The 13,817-nt window shown below is 66.0% G+C and carries 13 protein-coding genes; 4 read left to right on the forward strand and 9 right to left on the reverse strand.

The features are described 5' to 3' along the window. Positions 1-1,035, forward strand: a 1,035-nt coding sequence (ruvB, locus tag CFE35_RS16060; RefSeq protein ID WP_292932035.1) for a Holliday junction branch migration DNA helicase RuvB, incomplete at its 5' end; no start/stop codon positions are given. Positions 1,036-1,261: 226 nt separating this feature from the next. Then, a complete protein-coding gene (locus CFE35_RS16065) occupies positions 1,262-2,263 on the forward strand; it encodes a PEP-CTERM sorting domain-containing protein (RefSeq protein WP_292932036.1) in 1,002 nt (333 codons plus the stop codon). A gap of 147 nt (positions 2,264-2,410) precedes the next feature. Here CFE35_RS16065 and acnA read toward each other — a convergent pair whose 3' ends face one another. Beyond that, on the reverse strand, positions 2,411-5,080 hold the full coding sequence (gene acnA, locus CFE35_RS16070; protein ID WP_292932037.1) for an aconitate hydratase AcnA: 2,670 nt from the start codon (positions 5,078-5,080) through the stop codon (positions 2,411-2,413). Positions 5,081-5,338: 258 nt separating this feature from the next. Between acnA and CFE35_RS16075 the strand changes: the two genes are divergently transcribed. Further along, complete coding sequence (locus CFE35_RS16075; protein ID WP_292932038.1) at positions 5,339-5,536, forward strand: hypothetical protein; 198 nt, start codon at positions 5,339-5,341, stop codon at positions 5,534-5,536. Positions 5,537-5,538: 2 nt separating this feature from the next. Here the strand turns inward: CFE35_RS16075 and CFE35_RS16080 are convergent, their stop codons facing one another. Beyond that, positions 5,539-6,444, reverse strand: a complete 906-nt coding sequence (locus CFE35_RS16080; RefSeq protein ID WP_292932039.1) for a DMT family transporter — start codon at positions 6,442-6,444, stop codon at positions 5,539-5,541. A gap of 148 nt (positions 6,445-6,592) precedes the next feature. Here CFE35_RS16080 and CFE35_RS16085 point away from each other — a divergent pair, with 148 nt between their 5' ends. Continuing rightward, positions 6,593-8,002: a L,D-transpeptidase family protein gene (locus CFE35_RS16085; RefSeq protein WP_292932041.1), complete on the forward strand. Its 1,410-nt coding sequence runs from the start codon at positions 6,593-6,595 to the stop codon at positions 8,000-8,002. A 242-nt stretch (positions 8,003-8,244) separates the two neighbouring features. Here CFE35_RS16085 and CFE35_RS16095 read toward each other — a convergent pair whose 3' ends face one another. From CFE35_RS16095 to tldD, 7 genes are all read right to left on the reverse strand, one after another. After that, on the reverse strand, positions 8,245-8,868 hold the full coding sequence (locus CFE35_RS16095; protein ID WP_292932043.1) for a murein L,D-transpeptidase catalytic domain-containing protein: 624 nt from the start codon (positions 8,866-8,868) through the stop codon (positions 8,245-8,247). A 20-nt stretch (positions 8,869-8,888) separates the two neighbouring features. Further along, positions 8,889-9,407 carry a GNAT family N-acetyltransferase gene (locus tag CFE35_RS16100; RefSeq protein WP_292932045.1) on the reverse strand — a complete coding sequence of 173 codons (519 nt, stop codon included), beginning with the start codon at positions 9,405-9,407 and terminating at the stop codon, positions 8,889-8,891. Positions 9,408-9,417: 10 nt separating this feature from the next. Further along, on the reverse strand, positions 9,418-9,942 hold the full coding sequence (locus CFE35_RS16105; protein ID WP_292932046.1) for a TIGR02281 family clan AA aspartic protease: 525 nt from the start codon (positions 9,940-9,942) through the stop codon (positions 9,418-9,420). 52 nt (positions 9,943-9,994) lie between these two features. Then, complete coding sequence (gene ispG, locus CFE35_RS16110; protein WP_292932048.1) at positions 9,995-11,128, reverse strand: flavodoxin-dependent (E)-4-hydroxy-3-methylbut-2-enyl-diphosphate synthase; 1,134 nt, start codon at positions 11,126-11,128, stop codon at positions 9,995-9,997. Between the two features lie 8 nt (positions 11,129-11,136). Next, positions 11,137-11,709 (reverse strand): GNAT family N-acetyltransferase, encoded by a 573-nt coding sequence (locus tag CFE35_RS16115; RefSeq protein WP_292932049.1) that lies wholly within the window; start codon positions 11,707-11,709, stop codon positions 11,137-11,139. Between the two features lie 32 nt (positions 11,710-11,741). Further along, complete coding sequence (locus CFE35_RS16120) at positions 11,742-12,182, reverse strand: hypothetical protein (protein ID WP_292932051.1); 441 nt, start codon at positions 12,180-12,182, stop codon at positions 11,742-11,744. 166 nt (positions 12,183-12,348) lie between these two features. Further along, a complete protein-coding gene (tldD, locus tag CFE35_RS16125) occupies positions 12,349-13,776 on the reverse strand; it encodes a metalloprotease TldD (RefSeq protein ID WP_292932052.1) in 1,428 nt (475 codons plus the stop codon). Between the last annotated feature and the right edge of the window lie 41 nt (positions 13,777-13,817).

The following is a 13,817-nucleotide window of genomic DNA, read 5'->3' on the forward strand; positions in this document are numbered from 1 at the left end:
ATGACCGACAACCCCATCCTCACCCCCCGCCGCCAGACCGAAGATCCGGACGCGGCGCTGCGTCCCAAGACGCTCGCCGAATTCGTCGGGCAGGAAGCTGCGCGCGAAAACCTCCATGTGTTCATCGAAAGCGCCAAGCAGCGCGCCGAGGCGATGGACCATGTGCTGTTCTATGGCCCGCCCGGTCTCGGCAAGACCACGCTGGCGGCGATCATCGCGCGCGAGATGGGGGTGAACTTTCGCGCCACCTCCGGCCCGGTCATCGCCAAGGCGGGTGATCTGGCCGCGCTGCTCACCAATCTGGAGAACGGCGACGTCCTGTTCATCGACGAGATCCACCGCCTCAATCCCGTGGTGGAAGAAGTGCTCTATCCGGCGATGGAAGACCGCGCGCTCGATCTCATCATCGGCGAAGGGCCTTCGGCGCGCTCGGTGCGGATCGATCTGCCGCCTTTCACCCTGATCGGCGCGACCACGCGCGCAGGCCTGCTGGCCACGCCGCTGCGTGACCGCTTCGGCATCCCGGTGCGCCTCCAGTTCTACACGGTGGCGGAGCTTGAACGCGTCGTCACGCGCGGTGCGGGCCTGCTCGGCATCGGTGTCGACAGCGGGGGCGCGGGCGAGATTGCCCGCCGGTCGCGCGGCACTCCGCGCGTGGCCGGCCGGCTGCTGCGGCGGGTACGCGATTTTGCGCAAGTAGCAGGCGCAGCGGTCATCACCCGCGAGGTCGCGGACAATGCGCTCACCAGGCTCGAAGTCGATTCGCTCGGGCTCGATCTGCAGGACCGGCGCTACCTCTCGATGATCGCCGATATCTACAAGGGCGGGCCGGTCGGCGTGGAAACGCTGGCCGCCGGGCTTTCCGAACCGCGCGACACGATCGAGGACGTGATCGAGCCCTATCTCATCCAGCTCGGTCTGGTGGCCCGCACCGCGCGCGGGCGCTGCCTCAACGATCGCGGGTGGCGCCATCTCGGGCTCACACCCCCCTCGGCAGACCTGCCCGGCCTGTTTGGCGGAGACGACAGCGAATAGTGGTAAACGCTGATGGCGTAACCGCTGCGCGCAATTCGGTTCCAGTTTGGCACAGACTTGGCCAATCGCCCCGGAATGACCCAATTCGGTGCTCCGGGAGGGGGTGAAATGCGGTTAACAGCATTGCCGCAGCGGGTGCGATCTGCGTTGTTCGATCTGTCAGGAGAGGGTTTGTCCACCAATCGGGGATAGACGCGGGCTCCCACGGAAACAGAGAGCAACGATCATGTCGGTTCGGATGGCATTGGCAAAACTGGCGGCCTGCGCAGCGGGCGGTGCGGTGCTGGGCGGCGGTGCAGTGCACGTTTCGGAAGCGCCCTCGGCGGCCGAGATCCACCACGTGAAGCCGATCAAGGTCAAGCAGGTCAAGCGGCACTACGCGAAGGTCGTCGCGCCGCGGCCGGTTCACCGCATGCGCCGCGTGGTCAAGACGACCGTCACCAAGTCCTGCGCCATGCCCCAGCAGCAGATGGCCTATGCGCCGGTGCCCTACATGGCACCGATGCCGCCCCAGCAGGCGGGCGGCGGCGGTGGCGGCGCGGTGCCGGTCGTGGTTGGCGGCGGCGGGATCGGCGGCTTCGGCGGCGGGTTCTTCGGCGGGTTCTTCGGGGGCGGCGGCAGCGGCGGCGGCGGCAGCGTGGTCGTCTCCTCGACCAGCACCGGCTCGACCTCGACGTCGGGCGGCTCCAGCTCGACGTCGGGCGGCTCCAGCTCGACCTCGGGCGGTTCGACGTCGACGTCCAGCGGCAACATCTCGACCTCGACTTCGAGCGGCAACGTCTCGACCAGCTCGGGCGCGGTGACGAGCACGACCTCGACCTCCTCAGGCAACGTGTCCACGTCCTCGGGGAACGTGTCGACTTCGTCGGGCAATGTCTCGACCAGCTCGGGCAACGTCAGCACGTCGTCAGGCAACGTCTCGACCAGTTCGTCTACCTCGACCAGCTCGGGCAACGTTTCCACAAGCTCTTCGACCTCGACCTCGTCTTCCACATCCTCGTCAACGTCGAGCAGCACCAGCAGCTCGACCTCGTCGTCAACCTCGTCTTCGAACGGCGGCACCACCAATGGTGGCACGACCAATGGCGGAACCACGAATGGCGGCACCACCAACGGCGGAACCGAAGTGCCGGAACCATCGATGATGCTTCTGTTCGGCGCCGCAGCGGCGGGCCTCGTCGCACGCCGTCGCCACGGCCTGAAGAACAAGGCCCCTACAGCGGCCTGATCCGCCAAAAGCCCGCAGCGACGGGCAGACAAACGTCAGGCAGGCAAACGAAAAGGGCGGCTCCCGGTGGAGCCGCCCTTTCTGATTCAGGCCTCTGCTTATGGCTTTCTGATTCTGGCCGAGGGCAGCGCCCTCGCTGGCGGCCGATCAGGCCGCCAGGTTGCGCAGAACGTAGTGCAGGATGCCGCCGTTGAGGAAGTATTCCAGCTCGTTGGCGGTATCGATGCGGCACAGCGCCTTGAAGGTGAAGCTGGAACCATCGGCGCGCGTCACTTCGACTTCAACGTCCTGACGCGGCTTGAGGCCGGCCACGCCGCGAATGGTGAAGCTGTCGTCGCCCGTCAGGCCCAGCGTCTCGCGCGATTCGCCTTCGAGGAACTGCAGCGGCAGCACGCCCATGCCGACGAGGTTCGAGCGGTGGATGCGCTCGAAGCTTTCCACGATGACCGCGCGCACGCCGAGCAGGTTGGTGCCCTTGGCCGCCCAGTCGCGGCTGGAGCCGGTGCCGTATTCCTTGCCTGCGATGACGACCAGCGGGGTGCCGTCCGCCTTGTGCTGCATCGCCACGTCGTAGATCGCGCCGACATCGCTGCCATAGCGGCTCATGCCGCCTTCGATCCCCGGCACCATCTCGTTCTTGATGCGGATGTTGGCGAAGGTGCCGCGCATCATCACTTCGTGGTGGCCGCGGCGCGCGCCGTAGGAGTTGAAGTCCGCCTTGGCGACCTGGTGCTCCATCAGCCACTTGCCCGCCGGGCTGTCGGCCTTGATCGAACCGGCCGGCGAGATGTGGTCGGTGGTGATCGAATCGCCGAGGATCGCCAGCGGCTTGGCCTCGACGATATCGCCCACCGGAGCCGGGGTCATCGTCATGCCCTCGAAGTAGGGCGGGTTCGCCACATAGGTGCTGCCCGCGCGCCAGCTGTAGGTTTCCGAACCCGTCACGTCGATCGCCTGCCAGTGCACATCGCCCTTGTAGACGTCGGCATAGCGCGCCTGGAACATCGCGCGGTCCATGCAGCCCATCATCGTCGCGTGGACTTCGGCGTTCGAGGGCCAGATATCCTTGAGGTAGACGTCAACGCCGTCCTTGCTCTGGCCGATCGGGGTCGAGATGAAGTCCTCGATCACCGTGCCCTTGAGCGCATAGGCCACCACCAGCGGCGGGCTGGCGAGGAAGTTCGCGCGCACATCCGGAGAGACGCGGCCTTCGAAGTTGCGGTTGCCCGAGATCACGGCGGCAGCGACGAGGCCGTTCTCGTTGATCGCCTTGCTGATCGGCTCGGCCAGCGGGCCGGAGTTGCCGATGCAGGTGGTGCAGCCATAACCGACAAGGTTGAAGCCGACCGCATCGAGATGCTCCTGCAGCCCGGCGCGGACAAGATAGTCCGTCACGACCTGCGATCCCGGCGCAAGGCTGGTCTTGACCCACGGCTTGGGCTTCAGGCCCAGCTCGTTGGCCTTCTTGGCGACGAGGCCGGCGGCCACCAGCACGCCGGGGTTCGAGGTGTTGGTGCAGCTGGTGATCGCCGCGATGGTCACGTCGCCATCGCCGATATCGAAGTCCTTGCCTTCGACCGGAACGCGCTGCTGCGCCTTCTTGTAGGTGTTGGCGAGGTCGGCGTTGAACACGTCGTCGACGTCGGGCAGCGAAACGCGGTCCTGCGGACGCTTCGGGCCAGCAAGCGACGGCACAACCGTCGAGAGGTCCAGTTCCAGCGTCGAGGTGAACACCGGCTCGACCGAAGGATCGATCCAGAAGCCCTGCGCCTTGGCATAAGCTTCGGTCAGCGCGATCTGGTCTTCTTCGCGGCCGGTCAGGCGCATGTAGTCGAGCGTCTTGTCGTCGATGCCGAAGAAGCCGCACGTCGCGCCATATTCCGGCGCCATGTTGGCCAGCGTCGCGCGGTCCGCCAGCGTGAGCGAGGCAAGGCCGGGGCCGTAGTATTCGACGAAACGGCCGACCACGCCATGCTTGCGCAGCATGTTGGTGCAGGTCAGAACGAGGTCGGTCGCAGTCACGCCTTCCTTGAGTTCGCCCGTAAGCTTGAAGCCGACCACTTCGGGGATCAGCATCGAAACCGGCTGGCCGAGCATCGCGGCCTCGGCCTCGATCCCGCCGACGCCCCAGCCCAGCACGCCGAGGCCGTTGATCATCGTGGTGTGGCTGTCGGTGCCGACGCAGGTGTCGGGATAGGCGACCGTCGCGCCGTCCGGCCCTTCGCTCGTCCACACCGCCTGCGCGATGTGTTCAAGATTGACCTGGTGGCAGATGCCCGTGCCCGGGGGCACCGCCTTGAAGTTCGCGAGGCTCTTCGAACCCCACTTGAGGAAGTCGTAGCGCTCGCCGTTGCGGTAGTATTCGATCTCAACGTTCTGCTCGAACGCCTTGGGGTGGCCGAATTCATCGACCATGACCGAGTGATCGATCACGAGGTGGACGGGCACTTGCGGATTGATTCGCGAGGTATCGCCGCCGAGCTTGGCGATGGCATCGCGCATCGCGGCCAGATCGACCACGCAAGGCACGCCGGTGAAATCCTGGAGCAGCACGCGCGCCGGGCGGTACTGGATCTCGCGGCTGCTGGAGGGATCCTTCTGCCAATCGACCAGCGCCTTGATGTCGTCGGTCGAAACAGTGAAGCCGCCATCTTCAAAGCGCAGCAGGTTTTCAAGCAGGACCTTCATCGAGAAGGGCAGGCGCGAGACATCGCCATACGCAGCTGCGGCCTTGCCGAGCGCGTAATAGGCATAGTCCTTGCCACCGACGGTAAGCGTGCTGCGCGCGCCGAGCGTGTCCTGTCCGACCTGGGTCATGGCGATGCGAAATCCCTTCTTGGATGAGCCGAAATACTGCGCCGGGCCCCCTCGAAACTGGCCCCCGCTAGCTGCTTGCCCGATGCGCCGAGACGGCTTTCGCGTCAAGGCTTGCGCGGCGCGTGAAATGCATAGGCCGCACAGCGCTGCACGGCCGAATGTTACGATAATATGTCAGTTCAATTTAACGCTTCGGCGAAACTGACTTGTGACCTAGCAATCAGGCTTCCGCTTACCCTGCGCAAAGGAGCCGAAGCCATGCCGCACCGCACCACCCTGCACCGGGCCGGCACGCCCACGAAAACGCATCGCCACCATCCGGCCTATGCGCCGCGTCCGGTGCCTTCAGGCGTGCATTCGTCCGACATAGGTGCACAGCTCATCATTGCCGCGCTTTCGTTTGCGGTGATCATCGGCGCTGCGTTCCACGCCTTCGGGACAACGCTGGGAAGTTAAGGTCAGGCGCGCTCGGCAGCCGCTTCCTGTGCAGGCTTGCGCCTGAGCGCGATCAGGCAGCCCGCCACGATCAGCACCACGCCCGCCAAGGTGCGCAGCGTCAGCGGCTCGGAAAACACGACCCAGCCGGTCAGCGCCGCCCAGATGAACGCGGTGTATTCCAGCGGCACCAGCACTTGCGCCTCGGCGCGGGCATAGGCCCAGCTCAGCAGCATGAGCGAACCGGTGGACAGCACCGCCGAAGCCGCCAGCACCAGCCACATCTGCGCGGGCGGCGGCGGGGCAAACCACCATGCGCCAAGGCCGAGCAGGCAGAAGATGAAGAAGGTCTGGAAGAAGGAGGTTTCCTCCGGCCCGGCGAGCAGCGATTGCCGCCGCTGCAGCACGAGGTTCCACGCATAGAGCACCGCCGAAAGCAGGATCGCAATCAGCCCGTGCACGCTTTCGGTGTCATACCGCCCGCCGAACTTGCCCGCCGCGATCACCCCCACGCCCGCCAGCGCCAGCACCGAGCCCGCCACCGCGCGCTTTGAAAGCTCCTCCCCCAGCGTCGCCGCCGCCAGATAGAGCGCCATCAGCGGCGCAATGAACGAAAGCGCCATCGCTTCGGCCACCGGCGTGCGCGCGAGGCCATAGAAAAACATCACCGCCATCACGCCCGAAACGCCCGAGCGCATGAGGTGCAGCTTCATCGCCGCGCGCCCGGGCAGGCCCCGGCTGCCATCCTTGTTTCCGCGCGCCAGCCAGACCGGGAACATGATGAGCGAGCCCACCAGATTGCGCCAGAACAGCGCGGCATAGGCCCCCACGCCAAGCGCCGCGATCTTCATGAACCCGTCCATGACTCCGAAGCAGGCAAGCCCGGTCAAGGCGGCAAGGATGGGGAGAAGGGGGCTGGTGCGCTTCATCGCCTGCCCATAGCGATCCAGCCGCCGCAGCGCAAAGCCTGCCCTGATTCAGCAAACCGTAAGGCAGGCTGCTTGATTGAACGACGGGCTTGGGGCAGGATTCGCACTGCAGGCCAAGGCGGCCACAGGGAATTTACGGGAAATGCGCATGATCCATCGGACGAGCCTCGGCACCCTGCTTGGGGGCGCCGCACTTGGCCTCGCCGTGGCGGGGGTGCCCGCTGCCGCCCAGCAGGGCCCGGTTGATCTGACCACGGCCGCAAAGCCCCCGGCGGCCTCGACAACACCCACCGCGCCGCCGTCCACCGCAGCGACTGGAGCAGCGACTGGAGCTGCGGCAACCGGAGCCGCTGCAACCGCCACGCCCGCCCCGGTGCTCCAGCCCGCCCCGCCGCCGCTGGCGCACTGGACCGTGGCCGATGCGCAGGCCCTGCACACCGCGATCAAGGGCATCGCCGCCGAAGGGCTCACCCCGGCTGACTATGAACCGGCCAAGCTCGCCGCCCAGATCGCCAAGGGCGAAGGCGACGATCTCGATGCCATGGCGAGCCGCCTGTTCGTCTGGCTGGCCGAAGACTTGCGCGATGGCCGCACGCCGATGCCCGCGCGGGTGCAGTGGTTCGCGGTCGATCCCGATCAGGACCTTCATCCCAATTCGCAGCTTCTGGCGCAGGCCACCGAAACGCACGACATTCCCGGCGTGCTCGCCTCGCTCACGCCCACGCATCCCGATTACGCGCTGCTGCGCGATATGCTGCGCGGTGCCAAGGACCCGCGCCAGATCGCGATGATCAAGGCCAACATGGACCGCTGGCGCTGGCTGGCGCGCGATCTTGGCCTGCAATACCTGATCATCAACGTGCCCGAGCAGGAGCTGCGGCTCACGGTCAACAACAAGATCATCCGCACTTATCGCGCGATTGTCGGCAAGCCGGGCAAGACGGCGACGCCGCAGCTGGCCGAGCATGTCAAGAACGTGGTGTTCAACCCGACCTGGACCGTGCCGCAATCGATCGTGGTGGGCGAAGGGCTTGGCAAGAAGCTGATCGCCAGCCCCGCATCAGCCAAGCGGCAGGGCTATGTCGCCACCAAGAACGCCGATGGCACGATCACCGTGGTGCAGCAGCCGGGCGCGACCAATTCGCTGGGCAAGATGAAGCTCGACATGCCCAACGAGCACGCGATCTACATCCACGACACGCCCAACCGCAACTTGTTCGCCCTGCCCTCGCGCGCGCTCAGCCACGGCTGCATCCGCGCCGAACGCGCGACCGAACTGGCGATGACGATGGCGATCCTCGGCGCAGACCTGCCGCCGGAAACCGCGGTCGAGTACAACCTCTCGGGCAAGTATACCAAGGTGCCGATGACCAAGCCCTGGGCGGTCTACGTCACCTACTTCACCGTCGCGCGCGACGTGACCGGCCTGATGCGCAGCTTCACCGACCTTTATGGCCGCGATGCCCCCGTGATCGCCAGCTTCGCCAAACCGCGCGAACTCCACACCGATCAGCGCAAGAGCAACGAGGCGATCATCAAGCTGGACAATCCGCTGTAACCGGACACTGTAGCCCGGCAGGCCGATCTCACGGAATCCATGATGCGAACCCGCTTGAGCATCTGTTTGCGCAAGGCCCGGTTTACGGTGCGCGAGCAAGCCGAAGCCGCCGCCCGCGCCAGCGGTCTCGTTCTCCATCCCTATCGGTGCGACCGTTGCTGGCAATGGCACCTGACCAGCCGGACGAAAGGACGCAGGCGCTTGCCCGCGAGCGCTCCGCACCCGTGCGGCGCACCTTGTCCTCAATAAATCCCCAGCCGATCAGCATAGAGCAGCCGCCCGCCGGAAAGGTGCCACAGCGCCTCGTTGAAATCGGCCTCGGCCATTGCAAAGCAGCCGTCGCTGCGGCCCAGCTTGCCCCATTTTTCCAGCATCGCGGGGTTGGAATACCACGCCGGGTGCAACACGATCGCACGGTCCAGCGTGTTGCTGTTTTCCGGATCGACCCCGCCGAGCCGGATCGAAGTGCCGTACTTGCCCTTGTACCACTCGTACGTGATGAACGCCCCGCGCGAGGTGGCGAGGCTGCCGACTTCGTTGGAAAACGTCTTCAGAAAGCCGTCGTGCTCCGGATCCGAGCCGCGGCCATGCGCGACGAGGAACGAGCGCACTTCGCCCTTTTCCAGATCGGCGAAATGCAGGCGCGGCATGGCCGAGGGCAGCGCGAAATCGGCGATGCCGACGATATCGGTGCGCCACAACACCGAACCCACCCGCGCCACTTGTTCCCGCGCCACGCCTAGGATGCGGCGCTTCTGTTCGGAAATGGAGTAGGGCTGGGCAAACACGCGCGCCGGGACCGCTGCCGCAACCACCGTTGCCGCCGCGCCCATGATGAGCCCGCGCCTGTTCACCCGTCCTGTCATATCAGCATACATACGGTGTTTCAGGCCGATTTTCCACCGTTCGTGTCAGCTTGCCCGCCAAGGTCAACAAGCGCCGCGCCGTCCACCCGCATCACCGTCCACTCGTCCATCAGCCGCGCGCCGAGCTTCTTGTAGAAGCCGATGGCCGGTTCGTTCCAATCGAGCACCGACCATTCGAGCCGCGCGCAGTCCCGTTCCACCGCAATGGCCGCAAGCCGCGCCAGCAGCGCCTTGCCAAGCCCGCTGCCGCGCGCCTCGGGCCGCACGAACAGGTCTTCCAGGTAGACCCCCGGCTTGCCCTCGAAGGTCGAGAAATTATGGAAAAACAGCGCGAAGCCCTGCGCCGCGCCATCAACCTCGCCGATGATCACTTCGGCATAAGGGCCATGACCATTGTTTTGGCCAAACAGCTTGGCCCCCAGCACGGCTTCATCGAAGCGCACTTCATGCGCCAGCTTCTCGTATTCGGCGAGGGCGCGGATGAGATCGGCGATCAGCGGCAGATCGTCAGGCGTGGCGGAGCGAATGTTCAGCGTCATGTGCAGGCCCTTACCCCGCAATGATCAGCCGGTCACCCTTCAGCGTCACACTGCCCAACCGCCGCAGCGCCGATTGCCCGAGCAGGCTGACCGGCAGGTCTGGCACGACCACCGCCTCCACGCCGACAAGCTCGCGCCCGCCGATGGTCATCCGCGCGATCTCCACCGGTGCGGCAAGGCCCGTGCCGGACGCCGTCTGGAGCATCGGGCGATAGGCGCCGGGATCGGGCTTCAGCCCCAGCTGGTCCGCATCGTCCTCGGTCAGCGCGACAACGTCCGCGCCGGTATCGACGAGGAAACGCACCGGTGCGCCGTCGATATCGACATCGAGATGGAACTGCCCGCCCGCATCGCGCGCAATCTCGACCATGTCCGCAGACCCGCCGGACACCGGGGCAGCAGCGCCCTTGCCCCACGGCGAGGCCTGCGCGGACTTGGCCGGGCGCTCCGCCACCGCAGGCTCGACCTTGAGCCGCGGCGCCAGCACGGCGCTGCCGATCAGCACAAGGCCGGCTATGACGATGAAACGGTTCATGGCGAGCAGGACTGTGCCCGCAAAGGGGTTAGCAAATCGCCAAGACGGCAAATCAGGCGGGTACTTCCGCATTCCCCGCGTCGGTCGTCGCGGCTTCCATTTCGGCGGCCTTCTTCTCCACCAGCGCGACGATATGCTCCAGCATTTCCTCGCTCTGCACGGTGTGGTCGGTCACGCCCGAGAGGTAGACCATGTGCTTGCCGTTGCCGCCGCCGGTGAGGCCGACATCGGTCTCGCGCGCTTCGCCGGGGCCGTTGACCACGCAGCCGAGCACCGAGAGCGAAATCGGCGTCTTGATATGGCTGAGGCGGCTTTCCAGTGCCTCCACCGTGCGGATCACATCAAAGCCCTGCCGCGCGCAGCTGGGGCAGGAGACGACGCGCACGCCGCGCGTGCGCAGGCCGAGCGACTTCAGGATCTCGAAGCCGACGCGCACTTCCTCCTCGGGCTCCGCCGAAAGCGAAACGCGCAAGGTATCGCCGATCCCCGCCCAGAGCAGGTTGCCCAGGCCGATCGAGGACTTGACCGTGCCGCCGATCAGACCGCCCGCTTCGGTGATGCCCAGATGCAGCGGGCAATCGACCGCTTCGGCCAGCCCCATATAGGCCGCGACCGCAAGGAACACGTCGGAGGCCTTCACCGCCACCTTGTATTCGTGGAAATCGTGATCCTGCAGCAGCTTGATATGATCAAGCGCGCTCTCGACCAGCGCCTCGGGGCACGGCTCGCCGTACTTTTCGAGGAGATCTTTCTCAAGGCTGCCCGCGTTCACGCCGATGCGGATGGCGCAGCCATTGGCCTTGGCCGCGCGCACCACTTCGGCCACGCGCTCGGAGGAGCCGATGTTGCCGGGATTGATGCGCAAGCAGGCCGCGCCTGCGTCCGCCGCTTCCAGCGCGCGCTTGTAGTGAAAATGGATGTCCGCCACGATGGGAACGCGCGCCGCGCGCACGATCTTGCCCAACGCCGCAGTGCTTTCCACGTCCGGGCAGGAAACGCGGATGATATCGGCCCCCGCATCCTCGCAGCGGCGGATCTGGTTGATCGTCGCGACGGGATCACTGGTCAGCGTGTTGGTCATGGTCTGCACCGTGATCGGCGCATCGCCGCCAACGGGAACGGACCCCACCATGATCTGGCGGCTCTTGCGGCGCGCAATATCGCGCCAGGGACGGATCGAGGACATGCGGCGGCTTATACCTGTTCCGCGCTGGCAAGACCATGGTCTTGCACAGCCATCGGCCGGGCGTAGAGAAATTCCGGATCGCAGTGATTGCCTACCCAGAATTCGATGTCCGCGATCTTGGCAAAGCCATAGCGGTGGTAGAACCGCTGCGCCTCGACGTTCTCGCTATAAACGGTGAGCTGGATCTCGTCCGCGCCCTCGCGCGCGGCTTCGGCCAGCGCCCAATCCATCAGCCGCTTGCCCAGCCCGCCGCCGATGCGCGCCGGATCGGTGTAGAGCTGCTTCAGCTCCAGCGGCCTCTGCGCATCGCTGTATCCGGCGGACAGCGTGCTTGCCAACACCAGCTTGCAGAACGCGACGAGCGCGCCGTGCTCCTCGATCACCGCCACGCGCATGCCGGGATCGGCGATTTCCTTGGCCACTTTGGCGTCGCTATGCGCCGCCTCCATGAAGGTCGCGAAATCTTCCGGCTTGTAGAGATGCTCGAACTTTGCGCTGACAGCGCGGCGCGCCAGATCGGCAAGAGCGGCGGTGTCAGCAGGCGTGGCGAGGCGCAAAAGCGGTTGGGGCGTGGCGTTCATGCCCCGCCCTTACCGCCGGGGGCCCGGCGAAATCAATCGGCCAGCGCAACCTTCGGCGGCTTGGTATAGGGCACGAACGCATCGAGCGCGACCGAACCGCGGAAGAAGAAGCCATTACGATCGCGAAGCTGCACGATATCGATGCTGCACAGCTGCGACATGGTCAGCTGGGTAAACAGGATATCGTTCGAATCGAGCGAAGACGCCCCGGACCGCGGCCGCTGGACATAGAGCGTGCCGCCCGAACCATAGACGATGGCCGTCTTGTCGATCACCCGCGTCGATTGGACATTGGGCAGCGAGATGCAGTTCACCGGCTTTCCGGCAACGCGGCCATCGAGCAGCTTGGCCAGCTGTTCCTCGCCCGACAGACGCGGGCGGGCATCGGCCACCGTGCCAGCCAGCAGCAGCGCGCCAGCTGCGGCAACGCATCCGAGCTTGGAGGCCCCGAACTTGGAGGCAACGCGGTTCATGACAAGCGCCTTTCTCAATGGAACGGGACCAAGGGTGCGCCGGACTGGCTTAACCCTTGCTGACTGTAGTTTCCCTGAGGGCGGTGCAAATCAAACCGCAGCGCCCACGCCAACTACGTAGTTTCCCCTGCGTCGCATTTCGGGACTGGTCATGGTCTCCGGCAGATCAGGCCGTGCCGCCCACCGTCAGCCCGTCGACCAGCAAGGTCGGCTGGCCCACGCCCGCCGGAACGCTCTGCCCGCCCTTGCCGCAGACGCCCACGCCTTCATCGAGCGCCATGTCGTTGCCGATCCCGATCACGCGCGTCAGTACGCTGGGGCCGTCGCCGATCAGCGTCGCGCCCTTGATCGGCGCGCCCAGTTTGCCGTTCTCGACGCGGTAGGCCTCGGTGCAGGAAAACACGAACTTGCCGCTGGTGATATCGACCTGCCCGCCGCCGAACGACTTCGCAAAAATACCGTTCTTAACCCGCGAAAGCAGCTCGGCCGGATCATCGTTCCCGCCGCGCATGAAGGTGTTGGTCATGCGCGGCATCGGCGCATGGGCATAGCTCTCGCGCCGCCCGTTGCCGGTGGCCGCCAGCCCCATCAGCCGCGCGCTCATGCGGTCGTGGATATAGCCCTTGAGGATGCCGTCCTCGATCAGCACGGTTTCCTCGGTCGGTGTGCCCTCATCGTCGATGGTGAGCGATCCGCGCCGTCCGGGGATCGAGCCATCGTCCACCACGGTCACGCCGGGCGCAGCCACGCGCTGCCCGACGCGGCCCGAAAACGCGCTGGTGCCCTTGCGGTTGAAATCGCCTTCGAGCCCGTGGCCCACCGCTTCGTGCAGCAGCACGCCCGGCCAGCCAGGTCCGAGCAGCACGGTCATCTCGCCCGCAGGCGCATCGACCGATTCGAGATTGACCAGCGCCTGCGCCAGCGCGCTGTCGATGGCGCGGTTCCAGGTCTCGGCCTCGAACAGGTCGTCATAGAGCCGCCGCCCGCCGATCCCGAAGCTGCCCGTCTCGCGCCGCCCGTTCTGCTCGGCCACGATGGACACATTCAGCCGCACCAGCGGGCGCACATCGTGCCCGACGAACCCGTCGGCGCGCACGATCTCCACCACCGACCAGCTGGCCGCGAGGCTGGCGGAAACTTGCGCCACACGCGGATCGCGCGCCCGCGCCGCCGCGTCGATGGTCTCCAGCAGCTTGACCTTGGCCGCGAAGGGCACTGCATCGAGCGGCGAAGCGTCGGTATATAAGTGCCGGTTGTTCTGGCGCGGCGGCGCGGCGGGCGCGGACTTGGCCGGATCGAGCAGCTTGAGCGTTTCCCCGGCGCGCGCGATGGCGGCGGCGGAAATCTCGTTCGCATGGGCAAACCCGGTCATCTCGCCCGAAACGCCGCGCAGACCGAACCCGGCATCGCGCGAATAATCGGCCGTTTTCAAGCGGCCGTCGTCGAAGCCGAAGCTCTCGCTGGCGATGAACTGAAGGTAGAGCTCGCCATCCTCGCATGCGCCGAGCGCCGTGGCGGTCAGGCGTTTGGCCTCTTCAGGCGTCAGCAATCCGGGGCGATAAAGCAGCGAGCGAGCATCGGGCGTATGGGTCATGGCCAAGGATATAGGCAGACCCGCGCCATGATGCCACCGGG

Source organism: Novosphingobium sp. PASSN1 (assembly GCF_002278815.1).

Excerpts from the sequence above, each read along its gene's own strand:
- CFE35_RS16065 (WP_292932036.1), top strand. The coding sequence starts at position 1,262 with ATGTCGGTTCGGATGGCATTGGCAAAACTGGCGGCCTGCGCAGCGGGC.
- acnA (WP_292932037.1), bottom strand. The coding sequence starts at position 5,080 with ATGACCCAGGTCGGACAGGACACGCTCGGCGCGCGCAGCACGCTTACC.
- CFE35_RS16075 (WP_292932038.1), top strand. The coding sequence starts at position 5,339 with ATGCCGCACCGCACCACCCTGCACCGGGCCGGCACGCCCACGAAAACG.
- CFE35_RS16080 (WP_292932039.1), bottom strand. The coding sequence starts at position 6,444 with ATGAAGCGCACCAGCCCCCTTCTCCCCATCCTTGCCGCCTTGACCGGG.
- CFE35_RS16085 (WP_292932041.1), top strand. The coding sequence starts at position 6,593 with ATGATCCATCGGACGAGCCTCGGCACCCTGCTTGGGGGCGCCGCACTT.
- CFE35_RS16095 (WP_292932043.1), bottom strand. The coding sequence starts at position 8,868 with ATGACAGGACGGGTGAACAGGCGCGGGCTCATCATGGGCGCGGCGGCA.
- CFE35_RS16100 (WP_292932045.1), bottom strand. The coding sequence starts at position 9,407 with ATGACGCTGAACATTCGCTCCGCCACGCCTGACGATCTGCCGCTGATC.
- CFE35_RS16105 (WP_292932046.1), bottom strand. The coding sequence starts at position 9,942 with ATGAACCGTTTCATCGTCATAGCCGGCCTTGTGCTGATCGGCAGCGCC.
- ispG (WP_292932048.1), bottom strand. The coding sequence starts at position 11,128 with ATGTCCTCGATCCGTCCCTGGCGCGATATTGCGCGCCGCAAGAGCCGC.
- CFE35_RS16115 (WP_292932049.1), bottom strand. The coding sequence starts at position 11,709 with ATGAACGCCACGCCCCAACCGCTTTTGCGCCTCGCCACGCCTGCTGAC.
- CFE35_RS16120 (WP_292932051.1), bottom strand. The coding sequence starts at position 12,182 with ATGAACCGCGTTGCCTCCAAGTTCGGGGCCTCCAAGCTCGGATGCGTT.
- tldD (WP_292932052.1), bottom strand. The coding sequence starts at position 13,776 with ATGACCCATACGCCCGATGCTCGCTCGCTGCTTTATCGCCCCGGATTG.